The organism is Nesterenkonia sedimenti (assembly GCF_012641515.1).
In the GTDB taxonomy this organism is placed as follows: Bacteria; Actinomycetota; Actinomycetes; order Actinomycetales; family Micrococcaceae; genus Nesterenkonia; species Nesterenkonia sedimenti.
Genome location: NZ_JABAHY010000002.1, coordinates 81,285 through 98,855 on the forward strand (window position 1 = coordinate 81,285; position 17,571 = coordinate 98,855).

13 protein-coding genes are annotated in these 17,571 nt (G+C 64.5%); 10 read left to right on the plus strand and 3 right to left on the minus strand.

Features of this window, described 5'->3' with window-relative positions; translation table 11 throughout:
• The first annotated feature begins 106 nt into the window (after positions 1-106).
• The 5 genes from HGQ17_RS03300 to HGQ17_RS03315 are packed head-to-tail and all read left to right on the plus strand — an operon-like array spanning position 107 to position 4,350.
• Complete coding sequence (locus HGQ17_RS03300; RefSeq protein ID WP_168886544.1) at positions 107-850, plus strand: DUF4129 domain-containing protein; 744 nt, start codon at positions 107-109, stop codon at positions 848-850.
• Complete coding sequence (locus HGQ17_RS15140) at positions 847-1,359, plus strand: hypothetical protein (RefSeq protein WP_229503280.1); 513 nt, start codon at positions 847-849, stop codon at positions 1,357-1,359. The genes HGQ17_RS03300 and HGQ17_RS15140 overlap by 4 nt, the downstream gene beginning before the upstream one ends.
• Positions 1,356-2,483: an AAA family ATPase gene (locus tag HGQ17_RS03305; RefSeq protein ID WP_324615170.1), complete on the plus strand. Its 1,128-nt coding sequence runs from the start codon at positions 1,356-1,358 to the stop codon at positions 2,481-2,483. Before HGQ17_RS15140 ends, HGQ17_RS03305 begins: the two co-directional genes overlap by 4 nt.
• On the plus strand, positions 2,480-3,820 hold the full coding sequence (locus tag HGQ17_RS03310; RefSeq protein ID WP_168886546.1) for a DUF58 domain-containing protein: 1,341 nt from the start codon (positions 2,480-2,482) through the stop codon (positions 3,818-3,820). The genes HGQ17_RS03305 and HGQ17_RS03310 overlap by 4 nt, the downstream gene beginning before the upstream one ends.
• Positions 3,820-4,350 carry a hypothetical protein gene (locus HGQ17_RS03315; protein WP_168886547.1) on the plus strand — a complete coding sequence of 177 codons (531 nt, stop codon included), beginning with the start codon at positions 3,820-3,822 and terminating at the stop codon, positions 4,348-4,350. Before HGQ17_RS03310 ends, HGQ17_RS03315 begins: the two co-directional genes overlap by 1 nt.
• A gap of 11 nt (positions 4,351-4,361) precedes the next feature.
• Here HGQ17_RS03315 and HGQ17_RS03320 read toward each other — a convergent pair whose 3' ends face one another.
• Genes HGQ17_RS03320 through HGQ17_RS03330 form a run of 3 tightly spaced genes read right to left on the minus strand, consistent with a single transcriptional unit; the run spans position 4,362 to position 7,422 of the window.
• A complete protein-coding gene (locus tag HGQ17_RS03320; RefSeq protein WP_168886548.1) occupies positions 4,362-4,673 on the minus strand; it encodes an AtuA-related protein in 312 nt (103 codons plus the stop codon).
• On the minus strand, positions 4,670-6,031 hold the full coding sequence (locus HGQ17_RS03325) for an acyclic terpene utilization AtuA family protein (protein WP_168886549.1): 1,362 nt from the start codon (positions 6,029-6,031) through the stop codon (positions 4,670-4,672). Before HGQ17_RS03325 ends, HGQ17_RS03320 begins: the two co-directional genes overlap by 4 nt.
• Entirely contained in the window at positions 6,028-7,422 is a 1,395-nt protein-coding gene (locus HGQ17_RS03330; protein WP_168886550.1) for a CitMHS family transporter, read from the minus strand. Before HGQ17_RS03330 ends, HGQ17_RS03325 begins: the two co-directional genes overlap by 4 nt.
• A 90-nt stretch (positions 7,423-7,512) precedes the next feature.
• On the opposite strand from HGQ17_RS03330, the gene HGQ17_RS03335 reads away from it, so the two are divergent.
• From HGQ17_RS03335 to rpsG, 5 genes are all read left to right on the plus strand, one after another.
• Entirely contained in the window at positions 7,513-8,412 is a 900-nt protein-coding gene (locus HGQ17_RS03335; protein ID WP_168886551.1) for a LysR family transcriptional regulator, read from the plus strand.
• Positions 8,413-8,747: 335 nt separating this feature from the next.
• Positions 8,748-12,275 carry a DNA-directed RNA polymerase subunit beta gene (gene rpoB / locus HGQ17_RS03340; protein ID WP_168886552.1) on the plus strand — a complete coding sequence of 1,176 codons (3,528 nt, stop codon included), beginning with the start codon at positions 8,748-8,750 and terminating at the stop codon, positions 12,273-12,275.
• 64 nt (positions 12,276-12,339) lie between these two features.
• Positions 12,340-16,326: a DNA-directed RNA polymerase subunit beta' gene (gene rpoC / locus HGQ17_RS03345; RefSeq protein WP_168886553.1), complete on the plus strand. Its 3,987-nt coding sequence runs from the start codon at positions 12,340-12,342 to the stop codon at positions 16,324-16,326.
• 384 nt (positions 16,327-16,710) lie between these two features.
• Positions 16,711-17,085, plus strand: a complete 375-nt coding sequence (rpsL, locus tag HGQ17_RS03350) for a 30S ribosomal protein S12 (RefSeq protein ID WP_168886554.1) — start codon at positions 16,711-16,713, stop codon at positions 17,083-17,085.
• On the plus strand, positions 17,085-17,555 hold the full coding sequence (rpsG, locus tag HGQ17_RS03355; RefSeq protein WP_168886555.1) for a 30S ribosomal protein S7: 471 nt from the start codon (positions 17,085-17,087) through the stop codon (positions 17,553-17,555). The genes rpsL and rpsG overlap by 1 nt, the downstream gene beginning before the upstream one ends.
• The last annotated feature ends 16 nt before the right edge of the window (positions 17,556-17,571 follow it).

Below are 17,571 nucleotides of genomic sequence, written 5' to 3' on the forward strand. Positions count from 1 at the left end.
AACATCTAGGAAACTCCCAGCCCCACCCAGCTTTACGGCAAGTTTCTTCGATAGTTTGGAGCCGATGAACGGGACACGAGCACGCTGGGCGATAGTACTGTCGGCCTTGGCGCTGCTCGTGTTCGTCTGGGCAGCCAGCACCGATATCGACCGGTACGACGGCGAACTTCCCGGCTTCAATCTCGACTGGGAACCTGAACCGCCGGAACCGGAAACCCCGGAGCCCCAAGAGACCGTCACCTGCCCGCCGGATCCTGATCCGGATGATCCCACCGTCCCCATTGAATGCCTCGAGCCTGAGGAGGAGATCGAGGACCGGGAACCGATGGACCTCTCCTGGCTGGACCCCGTGCTGCGGGTACTGCTGATACTGGGCGCGATCGGTCTCATCGGCGCATTGGCCTACCTCATCACCAGCTGGCTGCGGAACCGGGACACCAGCCGGCCGGAACCGGTGGAGATCGAGGATCTCGAAGCAGCAGCCAAGGCAACTGAGGAAGCCGCGATCGAACAGGCCTCGGCCACCGGCACTGCCCGCAACGCCGTCGTCGCCTGTTGGGTCGCCCTGGAGGATGCCGCCGAAGCAGCTGGCCTGCAGCGTAAGGGCTCCGAGACCTCCGAGGAATTCACCCAACGGGTACTCAGCCGCTGGGAAGTGGACTCCGCAACCATCCACGAACTGGCCGAGCTCTACCGGACAGCCCGGTTCTCCCGGGAAGAGCTCTCTGCCGATGACCGCCACCGCGCGGTCAACGCCCTGCAGCGAGTGCATTCGGCAATCCTTGCGCATAAAGCCGCCGTGGACGCCGAACGCGCAGCAGCCGCCGAGGAACGCAGGAGGCGCACATGAAATCCATCATCGGACGCGCTGTGCTGGGTCTGCTGGGCGGCATCGGGCTTTTTATCTTCCTCTGGAGCCAGGGCCTGGTGGCCAACCCCTGGCAGCTGGGGCTGCTGATCAGCATCCTCGCCGCACTGGCGATGATCGCCATCATCGGGCAACTGGTTCGTTTTGAGGACTTCAGCACCCATATCGGATGGTTCTCTGCGGCCCCGGCCACCCCCAGCCCCGTCTTCGGTGCCACCGATCCCCGCCTGCGCAGGCTGCGGCATACCGTCCACGACGCCGTGGACCCACCCAAGGGCAGCACCCGGCCCTCGAGTGCGGAACTGCACGATCTGCTCAACACCCTGGCCGTGGAGAAACTGGAGGCCAGGGGAGTGGACCTCCAGCGAAATCCGCAGGCCTTCCACCAATACCTGGGCCCAGAAGTCGCCGGTTACCTGACCTCGCGACCCGAACCCCGGGTATCAGCCAAGACCCTGAACGCTGTGATCAACAGAATCGAGGAACTGTGAGCACCCCGGAGAACCCACCAGAGATCACCCCAGAAGAAGTCAGCCGACGGGCAGCAGCCGTCATCGACCAGGTCGGTCAGGCCGTGGTCGGCAAACGCGAACCCCTGACCCTGACCCTGGCCGGAATCCTGGCCGGAGGTCATATCCTGCTCGAGGATCTCCCTGGGCTCGGCAAGACCCTGGCCGCCCGATCCTTCGCCCAGGCCCTGGGGCTGGACTTCGCCCGGGCCCAGTTCACCCCGGACCTCCTGCCAGCCGACCTCACCGGCGCCTATGTCTACGACCAGGGGAACGGGAAGTTCCAATTCCGCCAGGGGCCGCTGTTCACCGGGCTGCTGCTGGCCGATGAGATCAACCGCACCCCGCCGAAGACCCAGTCAGCCCTGCTGGAGGCCATGGCCGAGAAACAGGTCACCGTCGAAGGGGAGACCTTCCAGCTGGAACGGCCCTTCCACGTGCTGGCCACCGCGAACCCCGTGGAATACGAAGGAACCTACCCCCTGCCGGAGGCACAGCTGGACCGCTTCCTGCTACGGCTGTCCTTCGGCTACCCCGAACAGGCCGAGGAGCAGGAGGTGCTGCGCCGCAGGCTCGGCCGGCAGCGTGAGGAGCAGACCCTGCAGCCGGTCACCGACGCCGCCGGACTGGCCGCCATGCAGCGAGCCGTAGAAGCCATTCCGGTGGAGGAGGAGATCTCCGAATACTGTGTGCGGATCGCCGCCGCCACCCGCCGGTCCAGCTCAGTGCAGGTCGGAGCCTCCCCGCGCGGTTCCCTGGCCCTGGTGCTGGTGGCTCGGGCCTATGCAGTGATCAACGGGCGCAGCTATATCGTCCCCGAGGATGTCAAAGCAGTCGCCCATGCGGTGCTGGACCACCGGATCGTGCTGAAGCCGGAACTGTGGATGTCCCAGGCCCGGCCTGACCAGGTCGTCCAGCAGGTGCTCAACGATGTGCCGGTACCTGCTGCCCGGCAGGCCGCCCCAGCACCCCACAACGCAGCGGCAGTACCTCAGGGTGCAGCCGCCGGCTACCACCAGGCGCCCGCGCAGCAGGGAATGCCCCCACAGGCGGCAGCGCCTGCCCAGCAGAACGGATCCCAGCCGCCGGCGGGGCCTGCCCAATGACCTACTCCAGCGCTCCCCAACCGGAGCCCGGACAACGACGACGCAGCGGCCGCTGGCTGTTCACCCGGGCGCATCTCTCCGCGGTGCTGGTGGCAGCTGTGGGTGTGCTCATCGGTGTCATCGGTGGGCGCCCGGATGCCCTGGTGGTCATCGCCCCGCTGGTGATCATTGTGATCTGGAGTATTGCGCTGCGCCCCACCGGCAGCCCCAGCGCAGAGGCCCAGGTGGCCAGGGGGACCGTACCGGAGGGCCAGTCCAATGCCGTGGTGATCAGCACTGAGGGAGTACAGGGAGCAGAACTGGTAGCCGCCTCACTAGCCGCCACCGCCTGGATCCGCAGGCGCCCAGAACACGGCGCCGTCGTCGAGCTTCTTGATCCCTCAGGGGAACAGGAGGCCAGTCAGCTGACCATCGGGGCTGATCCCGAACGCTGGGGAAACCGCAGCTACGGCACGGCCCTGGTCGGCGTCGTCGGGGCCTGGGGTGCCTACTCCTGGGGTCCACTTCCGCTGGCCAGCGGCACACGCCGGATGGTGCCGGCGGCAGAGGTCTTCGACAACGGGGCACCGGCCCCGCATCCGCGGGGGCTGGTGGGGCATCACCGCTCCGCCCGGGCCGGGCAGGGCAGTGAGTTCAACAGCATCCGCCCCTTCCAATGGGGCGACCGGCTCAAACGCATCAACTGGCCCCGCTCCACCAGAACCGGGGAACTGCATGTGACCTCCTCCTATGCCGATCAGGACACCCATGTGGCGCTGATCGTGGACGCCCAGAATGACCTCGGCGGATCCGAGGGCTACGGAGGCAAGGCATCCACCCTGGACCGGGCGGTGCGCTCGGCGGCCGCCATCGGGGAGCACTTCACCGCCCAGGGCGACCGGGTGAGTCTGCAGGTCATCTCCGGGGCACTGCCGGTTCGGCTGTCCCCGGGCACCGGGGGAAAGCATTTCCGGCGGCTGCTCGATGTGCTGGCCACCGCCGTGCCCTCCCCGGAACGCAAAATCGACCCCGAAAGGGTGCGGTTGGGCATCACCCCGGGCACCCTGGTCGTCATCGTCTCCTCATTGGTCTCCGAGGCGATGTTCAGCCGGGCCGCCGCCTTGGCGCACAGCGGGATCACTGTGGTGGCCATCGATGTGCTCGGTGACAGTGCCCCCGACTACCGGGGCCAGCCCGAGCATGAACAACTGGCCTGGCGGCTGCGCATGCTGGAGCGAGACCGGGAGATCCGCCGGGTACAGCAGGCGGGGGCGGCCGTGGTCCCATGGCGAGGCCCCGGAAGCCTGGATCTGATCCTGCGCCAATTGGCCCGCCGGGGCCGGGCAGGAGCGATGTGATGAGCGAACTGCGCTACCTCTCCATTGAACAGGCGCTGCTGCGTGCAGCCATCCTGTTCAGCACCGTGGGACTGTCCATCCTGCTCAACTGGACAGCAGAGCAGGGGGCCTTCAACTTCTGGACCGTGCTGCTGCCCCTGGGGCTCGGGGTGCTGACGATGATCTTCCCCCAGGCTCCGTGGACCCCGGTGCTGATGGTCTACGCCGTGGTGGTCTGGACAGTGGTCAATGACGACCTTGCCACAGCAGGATCCCTCCTGGCGGCGGCACTGCTGCTGATCATCCACACCAGCGCGGCCCTGGCCTCGGCGGTGCCGCTGGCCGCCAGCCCGCCCAGCGGGCTCTGGGTGCGTTACGCCGGCCGCTGTGCAGCAGTCCTAGGCATCACCACCCTGGTCTGGATGGCAGTGCGGGTCTTCACCGGCACAACTGTCCCCGGGGGAGTGGTGGCACTGATGCTGGCCACCGTCCTGATCGCCGCCGCCGTCCTGGGCTACGAACGCTGGGTGAACCGGACAACCACAGCCTGAATTCCCCGGTATCAGCTGCCCGGACCCTCAATGGGCAGGCTCAGCAAGTGATACCCCATGGTCTTGCCGTGGCCGTCGAGGTAGTTGCTTCCCGTCACTCCGCCGGCCAACAGGCCCCTGAGGTGGAACACCATGGACTGGCTCGCCGGAAGCAGCACCCGGCTGACATCGGAAGGCACCAAGCCGTAGCGTTCGGCCACCTCGGCAGCACCCAAGGTACTGCTCAACTGCTCGTAGGCCCGGGCTGAGCGGGGCAGCACGGCGATCATGAGGTCATCACCCTTATCACCGGTACGCACATCTGCGAGATCATCGACGATCATGCCGGCACCTCCAGAACCTCCACCGCGTGGTTCACCGCTTCCCTAGGAATCGAGGCCGATCTGATCGAAACCACCTCGGAGCTGCCGGTCCGGGCACCTCCGCCACCGGCTGGCCCATTCGTGTACAGAGATTCGACCTCCCAGCCCACCGCCTTGGCCAGCTGCTGGGTGTCGAAGGTCCCTGACACTCGCAGCCGGACCTCGGGAATGTGGGTGCCGCTGTGGCTGCCCGGCGAACCCCGGAAACTGGCCCCGGTTCCGATGAGTTCCACCGTGAGGTCCTCCTGAGCTATGCCATGGACCCGCATCAGCCGAGCCACGACGATGTCGGCGGCCAGCCGCGCCCGGTCCTCGGCCCGGGGACCGGCATAGGAGATCTGCCCCTCACCGGTGTACCCGCCGACAAAGCCCAGACTCACTTTCAACTCCAGGGGTCGCTCGGTGCCAGTAGCCCCGCTGACGGCCACCTCATCCGGGCCCACTTCAGCAAAGCTGACCCCGGAGAAGTCAGCGGTGACATCCGGAGTGAGATAGGCATACGGATTATGCACCTCATAGAGCAGCTGTTCACGGCAGGTGCGCTCATCGACCAGTCCACCGGCCTGCGCCAATTTGCTGATCACCGCGGATCCATCCGCTGCAACATCAGCAAATGGGAAGCCGAGTCGATCCAGGTCAGGAACGGGCTTAGTGCCGGGATCGGCGAAATAACCGCCGGTGATCTGCCCGGCACATTCTAGTAAGTGCCCCAGGCAGGTGCCGCGCCCCAGCAGCTCATAATCATCGCTGGGCCAGCCGAATTCATGCACCATAGGCGCCAGATACAGCGAGGGATCGGCCACCCGCCCGGTGATCACCACATCAGGATTCTCCGCCAGCGCTGGCAGGATCGCCTCGATGCCCAGATAGGCATTGGCAGAAGTCAGTTCGCTGGGATACTCCGAGACCGGCTGACGCGTCTCCCAGATCAAGGGGTCATAGCTGCGTACCGCTTCTGCGACGTCGTCGCCGGTGACCACCGCTATCCGTACCGCACGCGGCAGCTCTATCTGTTCCAGGGCCGCAGCCACGGCCCGGGCTCCGGCCAGGGGGTTGGCACTGCCGCCGTTGGTGATCACCGTGGTGCCGGAAGCCAAGGCAGGTCTGATCACCTCAGTGATACGTGGGACCAGCAGCGGGTCGTAGCCCTGGGTGGAGTCCTGCAGACGCCGGAGCTGGCCGGCCGCGACAGTGCGCTCACCGAGGCTTTCGAAGATCAGATAGTCGAGATTCGCGTGCTCAGCCAGTTCCACTGCCGGATCGATCCGGTCTCCGGCAAAACCTGCCCCGGCGCCCAGCCGGATGCTTCGGTCACTCATGCCCATCCAGGAATCACCCCAATAATCAGTGCGACGACGACCATGACCACACTGATCAGCCACAGCCAGAGGAAAGAGTGCCGGATATGCCGGCCGATATCGACTTTCGCCAGGCCCACCAACAGGAAGAAGGCGCCGGTCATCGGGCTGATGGGGAAGCCAACGGTTTCCTGCCCCAGAATCGAGGCCTGGGCGATATGGGTGCCGTCAACGCCGAACTCGGATCCCACGCCCATCAGCACAGGCATGACCCCGAAGTAATAGGCATCGGGGCCGAAGGCGAGGCTCAACGGTACGCCCAGCAGCCCGGCGATAACCGGAAGTGCAGGGGCCAATGGCTCCGGAAGCAGCGACGCTCCGGATTCAGCCATGGCCTCGACCATCCCGGATTCGGAGAGAACACCCAGCAGTACGCCCGCCGCCAGCAGGGTGCTGGCCATCAGCACTGCGCCGGGGGCATGGGCGTTGATCCGTTGAGTCTGCTGCTTCATCCCCGGGTAGTTGATGACCAGGGCGAGGATGGCACCGACGATGAAGCAGACCGCAGGATCCACCACTCCGGCGATCAGGGCGCCGACGACTACGACGGTCAGCAGGAAGTTCACGATCAGCAGCTTGGGCCGCTTCAGGCTCTCATCAGTCTCGGGAGCATCGACCTGCACTGTGCCGGATTCGGTCTCCGCCCCGGAGGCAGTGGGTGCTTCGGAGGACTCATCCTGCGGGACCCGGGCTGTGGACTCTGGCACTTCGGCCTTCTTATCCCCGGCGGCCACCCGGGCCAGGCGTTTCTTCTCCCGGACTCCTAGGTAGTAGGCGATCGCCAGAGCCAGCACAATACCCACCGCCTGGGCAGGAATCAGTGGAACCCAGAGCTCATTTGCCGGAATCTCCGCGGTGGCAGCGGCGCGGACAGTCGGGCCACCCCAGGGCAGAACATTCATCACACCCGCACCCAGGGCCACACAGGTGGCCAAAACCAATCGGCTCATCCCCATCCGCTCATAGAGCGGCAGCATGGCCGGAATAGTGATCAGAAAAGTGGAGGCTCCGGCGCCGTCGAGATGGGTCACCAGCGCCAACAGGGTCGTTGCCAGGGTGATGGTGGCCGGCTTATCCCCGGCGAACCGCAGAATCCGGTCCACCACGGGGTCAAACATTCCGGCATCTCGGAGCACGCCGAAGAAGATGATGGCAAAGACGAACATGGCGACGACGCCGACCACCCCACCGATGCCGGTGGTGGCGAAACCGGAGACCTCCTCCAGGGAATACCCGGCGATCAGGGCACCGACCAGGGGGATGCCTGCCAGCGCGATGATGGCATGGACCCTTTGGGTCAGCAGTAATGCCAAGATCAGCGCAATGACGAAGAACCCGACGATTGCGAGCACGAGAAGCCTCCTTTATCCGAGTAAACCTCCTCGAGTGTGTCCTGTGTCACTTATAGGCACAATAGGCAATTGAGGATAGAGTCATGCACAGTGCGCATAAATGATCAGATCCAGGTGGGGCACCTCCGTGCCGCAGTGGCCTTGGGCAGTACCGGCAGCTTCACCGAGGCAGCCCGAGAGATGGGGCTTTCGCAGTCCTCGCTGAGCCGAAAGATCGCCGACCTCGAGCGCGCCCTGGCCACCCAGCTCTTTCGCCGGACTACCCGTCGCGTGGAGTCCACTGCTGCCGGAAGAGTGCTGGTGGCCCAGATGCGCAGTGTGCTCGTGGCATTCGACCAGGGCATGGAGCAGCTCTATCAACAGGCAGCAGGGGAGAAGGGGTCCATCACCATCGGCTGTCTGCCATCGATTGCAGCAAGCTACCTGCCCGGCTTCATCCGGGATTTCTCCCGGGACTTTCCCGGAGTCCGTGTGGAGGTCCTGGACGCGCTGAAGGCCCAGGTGCTCGAGCAGGTGCGCGCCGGTGAGGTGGACTTCGGAATCACCGCCCTGAGCAGTCGCGATGACGACCTGCACTATGAGCGAATCGGAGCCGACCAGTTCTACTGCGCTCTGCCCAGAGGTCATCGGCTCAGCGAAGCCCAGGAACTGACCTGGGGTGCCTTGGAGGGGGAGCCCTTCATAACCTTCTCGCCGTTCAGCAGCATCTCCCGCCCAGTGGAAACTGCACTGGAAGCTGCCGGGGTCGTGCCCAGCTCCACAATGGTCGGTTCCAATGTGGGTGCTGTGGCCGGTCTCGTGGCCTCCGGGCTCGGAGTGACCGCAATCCCTGGCCTGGTCCGCCCGCTGATGGAATTCGCCCAGCTGCGGTTCATCCCCCTGCGCCCGACTGTGGAACGGGAAATCTGCATCGTCCGGCGTAAGGGGGAGGGGATCTCGGCGGCCGCCGAGAGGTTCATCCTCTCCCTGCGGCGCAGAGGCGCTGACTAGCCTAGAGATCGCGATATCTGACACGCGCAGAAGGAGTCTTGCAGGCGTCGTCGTGCTCTCTGCTAGGCTTTAGCCCGGCTGGGCCGGTCCCGCTGGCGGGGAAACCCCGCTCAGCTCTCGCTCGGCAAGGCTTCGTCGAGCTTCGCACCTAAAGTCGGCCCCGGCCTTTCGCCGGGCCCTCACGGGGCATGCACTTGCGTGCGCCCGAATTTTCTGTGTATCCTAAAACTTCGCGTTTCCCGTATCTTTCTGTGCCTTCAAATAGCGGTTGGCATGCCTCTACATGGAAGCGATCCCGTACGCATAACGATAAAAGGTCTGTGGAAGGATCCCTCTTGGTCGCCTCGAGCACCTCAATCCAAACCGCTGCATCGGCCCGCACCGCTGAATACGCCGGCCGTCTCTCATTCGCAAAGATCCACGAACCCCTCGATGTCCCGGAGCTGCTGGCTCTGCAGATCGAGTCCTTCGACCGCCTGGTCGGCAACGAAGCCTGGGCCGCCCGTGTGGCCGAGGCCAAGGAAAAGGGCATCAAGGGCGTCTCCGACACCTCCGGTCTGGCTGACATCTTCGAGGAGATGTCCCCGATCGAGGACTTCCAGGGCACTATGTCCCTGAGCTTCTCCGATCCGGAGTTCGCTGACCCCAAGTACACGGTGGATGAGTGCAAGGATCACGACACCACCTACTCGGCCCCGCTCTACGTCAAGGCCGAGTTCATGAACCACAACACCGGTGAGATCAAGCAGCAGACCGTGTTTATGGGCGACTTCCCGCTCATGACCGACCGCGGCACTTTCATCATCAACGGCACCGAGCGCGTTGTGGTCTCCCAGCTGGTCCGCTCCCCGGGCGCCTACTTCGAGCGCTCTCAGGACAAGACCACCGATAAGGACATCTACACCGCCAAGGTCATCCCCTCCCGCGGTGCATGGTTCGAGCTGGAGATCGATAAGCGCGACCAGGTAGGCGTACGCCTGGACCGTAAGCGTAAGCAGCCGGTCACCGCTCTGCTGAAGGCCATCGGCTGGTCCGAGTCCCGGATTCTCGAGGAATTCGGTCACTACGACTCGATCCGCGCCACCATCGAGAAGGACACCTTCGAGACCCAGGACGAGGCGCTGCTGGACATCTACCGCAAGCTGCGTCCGGGCGAGCCCCCGACAGTCGAGGCCGCCCGCGGTCTGCTCGAGGGCCTCTACTTCACCCCCAAGCGCTACGACCTCGCCAAGGTCGGCCGCTACAAGCTCAACCGCAAGCTGGGCGTGGACAAGGACTTCACCGACGCCGATGCCTCCGTGCTCACCGAAGAGGACATCACCGCGATGATCCACTACCTGTGCGCACTGCACGCAGGTCAGCGGACCATCAAGGGCATCCGCGACGGCGAAGAGACCGAAATCTACGTGGCCGTCGATGACATCGACCACTTCGGCAACCGCCGTATCCGTGCCGTCGGCGAGCTGATCGAGAACCAGGTCCGCACCGGTCTGTCCCGCATGGAGCGCGTTGTGCGTGAGCGCATGACCACCCAGGACGTTGAGGCCATCACCCCGCAGACCCTGATCAACATCCGCCCCGTGGTGGCCAGCATCAAGGAGTTCTTCGGAACCTCCCAGCTGTCCCAGTTCATGGACCAGAACAACCCGCTGGCCGGACTGACCCATAAGCGGCGCCTCTCCGCACTGGGCCCCGGCGGTCTCTCCCGCGACCGCGCCGGTATGGAAGTCCGCGACGTGCACCCCTCGCACTACGGCCGTATGTGCCCGATTGAGACCCCTGAAGGTCCCAACATCGGTCTGATCGGCTCGCTGGCTACCTACGGCCGGATCAACAACTTCGGCTTCATCGAGACCCCCTACCGCAAGGTTGTCGACGGCAAGGTCACCGATGAGATCGCCTACCTCACCGCCGACGACGAGCTGCTGGCCAACATTGCACAGGCCAACGCTCCGCTGGAGGAGGACGGCACCTTCTCCGAGGACAAGGTCCTCTGCCGTGGTCGTTCCGAGGCTTCCGGCGGCGAGCAGGGCGAGCCCCTGCTGGTCTCCCCGGGCGATATCGACTTCATGGACGTCTCCCCGCGCCAGATGGTCTCCGCGGCAACCGCCCTGATTCCATTCCTGGAGCACGACGACGCCAACCGTGCACTCATGGGCGCGAACATGCAGCGCCAGGCAGTGCCGCTGCTGGAGCCCGAGTCCCCGCTGGTGGGAACCGGTATGGAGAAGTTCATCGCCGTCGACGCCGGCGACTCCGTCACCGCCACCAAGGCCGGTGTGGTCACCAAGGTTGCCGCCGATCTGGTCACCGTCCAGAACGACGACGGCTCCTACACCCACTACCCGATCATGAAGTTCCAGCGCTCCAACCAGGGCAACGCCTACAACCAGCAGGTGCGTGTCTCCGAGGGCGACCGGGTCGAGTACCAGTCCATCATCGCTGACGGCCCCTCCACTGAGGCCGGCGAGCTGGCACTGGGCAAGAACCTCCTGGTGGCCTTCATGTCCTGGGAGGGTCACAACTTCGAGGACGCCATCATCCTGTCCCAGCGCCTGGTGCAGGACGATGTGCTCACCTCCATCCACATCGAGGAGCACGAGGTTGACGCTCGCGACACCAAGCTCGGTGCCGAGGAGATCACCCGCGATATCCCCAACGTCTCCGAGGAGATGCTCTCGGCTCTCGACGAGCGCGGCATCATCCACGTCGGTGCCGAGGTGGAGTCCGGCGATATCCTCGTCGGCCGTGTCACCCCCAAGGGTGAGACCGAGCTGACCCCCGAGGAGCGCCTGCTGCGGGCCATCTTCGGTGAGAAGTCCCGCGAGGTCCGCGACACCTCCCTGAAGGTGCCCCACGGCGAGGCCGGAACCGTCATCGGTGTCCGCATCCTCGACGCCGAGACCGAGGACCACGAGCTGCCCCCGGGCGTGAACCAGGTGGTCCGGGTCTACGTGGCCCAGAAGCGTAAGATCACCGACGGTGACAAGCTCGCCGGCCGCCACGGCAACAAGGGTGTTATCTCCAAGATCCTGCCCGTGGAGGATATGCCCTTCCTGCCCGACGGCACCCCCGTCGACGTCGTGCTCAACCCCATGGGTGTGCCCGGTCGTATGAACATCGGTCAGGTTATGGAGCTGCACCTCGGCTGGGCCGCTGCCAATGGTTGGAAGATCGAAGGCGAGCCCGAATGGCTGAAGAACCTGCCGAACCTGCCGCGCGAGACCGGCCCCACCAAGGTGGCCACCCCGGTCTTCGACGGTGCTGAGACCGATGAGCTCACCGGCCTGCTGGAGTCCACCAACCCCGGCCGCGACGGCGAACAGCTGATCGGCTCCAACGGTAAGGCCCAGCTGCTCGACGGTCGCTCCGGCGAACCGTTCCCGGACCCGGTCTCCGTGGGCTACATGTACATCCTGAAACTCCACCACCTGGTGGACGACAAGATCCACGCCCGCTCCACCGGTCCCTACTCGATGATCACCCAGCAGCCGCTGGGCGGAAAGGCCCAGTTCGGCGGCCAGCGCTTCGGTGAGATGGAGGTGTGGGCCCTGGAGGCCTACGGCTCCGCCTACACCCTGCAGGAGCTGCTGACCATCAAGTCCGATGACATCCACGGCCGCGTGAAGGTCTACGAGGCCATCGTCAAGGGCGAGGACATCCCGGAGCCCGGTGTTCCGGAGTCCTTCAAGGTGCTGATCAAGGAGATGCAGTCGCTGTGCCTGAACGTCGAGGTGCTCAACGAGCACGGAGACGCATTCCAGATGCGCGACGCCGACTCCGACGACTCCGGCTTCTCTGCCGCTGAGGAACTCGGAATCGACCTCTCCCGCGCCGAGCCCAGCTCAGTCGAGGAAGTCTGATCAGGCTTCTGCTCGACCACAACGCTTGACGAATTTTTAGAGAAGAAAAGAGAGATACCGGACTATGTCCACTGAATCCTCATTCGACACAATGCGCATCGGGCTGGCCACCACCGACGACATCATGCGGTGGACCTACGGCGAGGTCAAGAAGCCCGAGACCATCAACTACCGCACCCTGAAGCCGGAGAAGGACGGCCTGTTCTGCGAGAAGATCTTCGGACCTTCCCGGGACTGGGAGTGCTACTGCGGTAAGTACAAGCGCGTGCGCTTCAAGGGCATCAAATGTGAGCGCTGCGGCGTGGAGGTCACCCGCTCGAAGGTCCGCCGTGAGCGGATGGGCCACATCGAGCTGGCCGCCCCCGTGACTCACATCTGGTACTTCAAGGGCGTGCCCTCCCGCCTGGGCTACCTCCTGGACCTGGCGCCGAAGGACCTCGAGAAGGTCATCTACTTCGCCGCCTACATGATCACCAGGGTCGACGACGACCGTCGTCACGAGGACCTGCCCAACCTGCAGGCCGAGGTCGACCAGGAGGTCAACCACCTCACCTCCCAGCGGGACGCCGATATCGCCGCGATCTCCAAGGAGCTCGAGGACGGTCTGGCTGAGCTGGAGTCCGAGGGCGCCAAGGCCGCGGAGAAGAAGAAGTTCCGCGAGACCAAAGAGAAGCAGATGGCCCAGCTGCGCAAGCGCGCAGACTCTGAGATCGAGCAGATCCAGAACGTCTGGGACCGCTTCAAGAACATCAAGGTCGGCGACCTCGAAGGTGACGAGACCCTCTTCCGCGAGATGCGGGCCAAGTACGGTCAGTACTTCGAGGGCTTCATGGGTGCCGAGGCCATCCAGAAGCGCCTGGCCACCTTCGATATGGAGGCAGAGGCCGAGAACCTGCGCGAGACTATTGCCACCGGCAAGGGCCAGCGCAAGACCCGTGCCCTGAAGCGCCTGAAGGTGCTCAACGCCTTCCTGGTCAACGGCAACTCGCCCACCGGTATGGTCCTCGAGGCCGTTCCGGTGATCCCGCCGGAGATCCGCCCGATGGTTCAGCTGGACGGTGGCCGCTTCGCGACCTCTGACCTCAACGACCTCTACCGTCGTGTGATCAACCGCAACAACCGCCTGAAGCGTCTGCTGGACCTCGGTGCACCCGAGATCATCATCAACAACGAGAAGCGGATGCTGCAGGAGTCGGTGGACTCCCTGTTCGACAACGGCCGTCGCGGCCGCCCGGTCACCGGACCCGGCAACCGCCCGCTGAAGTCGCTCTCGGACATGCTGAAGGGTAAGCAGGGTCGTTTCCGTCAGAACCTGCTCGGTAAGCGTGTTGACTACTCCGGCCGTTCGGTTATCGTCGTTGGCCCGCAGCTGAAGCTGCACGAGTGCGGTCTGCCCAAGCAAATGGCACTGGAGCTGTTCAAGCCCTTCGTGATGAAGCGGCTGGTGGACCTCAACCACGCCCAGAACATCAAGTCCGCCAAGCGGATGGTCGAGCGCCAGCGCGCTCAGGTCTGGGATGTGCTTGAAGAGGTCATCACCGAGCACCCGGTGCTGCTGAACCGTGCACCTACCCTGCACCGTCTGGGTATCCAGGCCTTCGAGCCGCAGCTGGTTGAGGGTAAGGCCCTGCAGCTGCACCCGCTGGTCTGTGCTGCGTTCAACGCCGACTTCGACGGTGACCAGATGGCAGTGCACCTGCCGCTGGGACCGGAGGCTCAGGCCGAGGCCCGCATCCTGATGCTGTCCTCGAACAACATCCTCAAGCCCTCCGACGGTCGCCCGGTGGCCCTGCCCGCACAGGACATGATCATCGGTCTGCACCACCTGACCACCGTCCGCGAGGACGAGACAGGCGCAGGCCGGGTCTTCTCCTCCGTGGGTGAGGCTCAGATGGCCTTCGACCTCAAGCAGCTGCACCTGAACGCTCCGGTGAAGATCGCCGTGGAAGGCTTCACGCCCTCCAAGCAGGTGCCCGCTCCCGAGGGTTGGGAAGAGGGCCAGCTTGCCCTCATCGAGACCACTCTCGGCAAGGTGCTGTTCAACGAGCTGCTGCCTACCGACTACCCCTGGCAGGACAAGGTCGCCGATAAGAAGGCCTTGGGCTCGCTGATCAACGACATCTCCGAGCGGTACTCCACCGTGCAGGTTGCACAGACCCTGGACAACCTCAAGGACGCCGGCTTCTACTGGTCTACCCGTTCCGGTGTGACCGTGGCGATTTCGGATATCACCTCCGACTTCGACAAGGCCGCCATCATGGAGAAGTACGAGGCTCAGGTCGCCAAGGTCGAGGAAGAGTTCGGACTCGGCTTCATCGGCAAGGAGAACCGTACCCAGGAGCTGCAGGAGATCTGGGGCAAGGCCACTTCCGAGATCGAGCAGGCGATGATGGAGGGGATGGACTCCCTGAACAACATCAACCGCACGGTCACCTCCGGAGCACGTGGTAACTGGAACCAGATTCGTCAGATCGCAGGTATCCGTGGCCTGGTGACAAACCCCAAGGGTGACATCATCCCGCGGCCGATCAAGTCCTCCTACCGTGAGGGCCTGACCGTTCTGGAGTACTTCATCGCGACCCACGGTGCCCGTAAGGGTCTGGCCGATACCGCGCTGAAGACCGCTAACTCCGGTTATCTCACCCGACGTCTGGTCGACGTCTCCCAGGACGTCATCGTCCGCGATGAGGACTGTGGCACCAGCCGCGGCCTCTCCGTGCCGATCGCCCAGCCGAAGAACTACGCCCACGCAGATGTTCTGCGCCCCGACGGCGTGCTGGTGAAGTCCGGCCGGAAGTACATCAGCGAGGAGCTCGCCGACGGCGAGGAGTTCGAGCTGCACAAGATGGTCGAAACCTCCGCCTACTCCCGGACCCTGGCCGAAACCGTGGCAGATGCCAACGGTGAGGTCCTGGCCGAGGCAGGCACCGAGGTCGGCGATGTGCTGATCGAGAAGCTCTTCGAAGCCGGTGTGAAGACCATCAAGGTCCGCTCCGTGCTGACCTGTGAGTCCCCGGTCGGCACCTGTGCCGCCTGCTACGGACGCTCCATGGCAGCCGGCCACCGGGTCGACGTCGGTGAGGCAGTCGGCATTATCGCCGCACAGTCCATCGGTGAGCCCGGTACCCAGCTGACCATGCGTACCTTCCACTCCGGTGGTGTCGCCTCCGCAGACGACATCACCCAGGGTCTGCCCCGTATCCAGGAGCTCTTCGAGGCACGTACACCTAAGGGTGTCGCGCCGATCGCCGAGTCCTCCGGACGGGTCCGCTACGAGGAGGACGAGAAGCAGGCCCGGCTGGTGCTGGTTCCGGACGACGGCTCCGAGGAGCAGGTCTACCCGGTGCTGCGTAGCTCCCGTCTGCTGATCGACCTCGGTGCCGACAACTCCGGCACCGCCCACGTGGAGGTCGGCACTCAGCTGGTCCGCGGTCACGTTGACCCCAAGCAGGTCCTGCGTGTGCTCGGCCCCCGGGCTGCCCAGAAGTTCCTGGTCGCAGAGGTCCAGGAGGTCTACCAGTCCCAGGGTGTGGGCATCCACGACAAGCACGTGGAGGTCATCGTGCGGCAGATGCTGCGCCGGATCACCGTCATCGAGTCGGGCGAGACCAACCTCCTGCCCGGCGAGCTGGCCGACCGGTTCCGCTTCCAGCAGGCCAATAAGGCAGCCTTCGAGCAGGGTCAGCGCCCGGCCTCCGGCCGTGACGAGCTCATGGGTATCACCAAGGCTTCGCTGGCCACCGACTCCTGGCTCTCCGCGGCCTCCTTCCAGGAGACCACCCGGGTGCTCACCCAGGCAGCAATGGAAGGCAAGTCCGATCCGCTGCTGGGCCTGAAGGAGAACGTGATCATCGGTAAGCTGATCCCCGCCGGCACCGGCCTGGACCGCTACACCCAGACCCAGGTGGACCCCACTGAGGAGGCCAAGGCCAACCTGTTCACCGGTCCGAGCCTCTACGGCTCCAGCTTCGACTACGCCGGAGCTGAGGGGGACAGCGAGTTCCACGCCATCCCGCTGGAGGACTACAGCACCGACGTCGACTTTCGGTGACAAGTTTTCGTAGGGTTTTGCTGAAATCGTAGGCCTATAGACCTAGGAAAAGATCAAAACCCTACGAAAACCAAATATCCAGAAAGGCCCGGGCAGGACTCCTCATGGAGAGCCTCCCGGGCCTTCTGCGTTACTGGTGGGGGAGTGGTAGCCCGCTAGTTAGCGGGATGCGCGGAATACTGGTATTGTTAACTCGATTGTTTCTGTGTGGCAGTAGGACTCGGTCCGGGTTGCGGGGAAGGTGCGCAACAAATGCCACCCATTTTCATGCTCAGCCGCGTTTAGAGGTCTCGGGCCTGAAGACGACGTGGAGCTTTCCCCCGCGCAGAGACGTGCCCCGGCCGAAGACGGCCACAAAGACCTGACAACAACGGAGATTGCATAGTGCCTACTATTCAGCAGCTGGTGCGCAAGGGGCGGAACCCCAAGCCCGCCAAGAACGCTACCCCGGCCCTTCAGGGCTCCCCGATGCGCCGTGGTGTCTGCACTCGTGTGTACACCACCACCCCCAAGAAGCCGAACTCCGCACTCCGCAAGGTGGCCCGTGTCCGCCTCGGCGGCGGTGTGGAAGTGACCGCTTACATCCCCGGTGAGGGACACAACCTGCAGGAGCACTCCATCGTGCTCGTTCGCGGTGGTCGTGTGAAGGACCTCCCCGGTGTTCGCTACAAGATCGTCCGCGGCGCCCTCGACACCCAGGGTGTCAAGGGTCGTGGCCAGGCCCGCAGCCGCTACGGCGCCAAGAAGGAGAAGAAGTAATGCCTCGTAAAGGACCCGCTCCGAAGCGCCCCCTCGTCCAGGACCCCGTTCACGGATCCCCGCTGGTCACCCAGCTGATCAACAAGGTCCTGCGCGACGGCAAGAAGTCCACCGCAGAACGCATCGTCTACGGTGCCCTCGACGGTGTTGCCACCAAGACCAGCGAGAACCCCGTGGATGTCCTCAAGACAGCCATGGATAACGTTCGCCCCGCACTGGAGGTCCGCTCCCGCCGCGTCGGCGGTGCTACCTACCAGGTGCCCGTGGAGGTCAAGCCTGGCCGTGCAACCGCACTGGCCCTGCGCTGGCTGGTCGGCTACGCCCAGGACCGCCGCGAGAAGACCATGACCGAGCGTCTGATGAACGAGATCCTCGACGCATCCAACGGTCTGGGCGCCGCTGTGAAGCGCCGCGAAGACACCCACAAGATGGCAGAGGCCAACAAGGCCTTCGCTCATTACCGCTGGTAAACCCAGGAACACCCAG

What these genes read in the sequence shown, in the direction of transcription:
- HGQ17_RS15140 (WP_229503280.1), top strand. Translation starts at nt 847, where the DNA reads ATGAAATCCATCATCGGACGCGCTGTGCTGGGTCTGCTGGGCGGCATC.
- HGQ17_RS03310 (WP_168886546.1), top strand. Translation starts at nt 2,480, where the DNA reads ATGACCTACTCCAGCGCTCCCCAACCGGAGCCCGGACAACGACGACGC.
- HGQ17_RS03315 (WP_168886547.1), top strand. Translation starts at nt 3,820, where the DNA reads ATGAGCGAACTGCGCTACCTCTCCATTGAACAGGCGCTGCTGCGTGCA.
- HGQ17_RS03320 (WP_168886548.1), bottom strand. Translation starts at nt 4,673, where the DNA reads ATGATCGTCGATGATCTCGCAGATGTGCGTACCGGTGATAAGGGTGAT.
- HGQ17_RS03325 (WP_168886549.1), bottom strand. Translation starts at nt 6,031, where the DNA reads ATGAGTGACCGAAGCATCCGGCTGGGCGCCGGGGCAGGTTTTGCCGGA.
- rpoC (WP_168886553.1), top strand. Translation starts at nt 12,340, where the DNA reads ATGTCCACTGAATCCTCATTCGACACAATGCGCATCGGGCTGGCCACC.
- rpsG (WP_168886555.1), top strand. Translation starts at nt 17,085, where the DNA reads ATGCCTCGTAAAGGACCCGCTCCGAAGCGCCCCCTCGTCCAGGACCCC.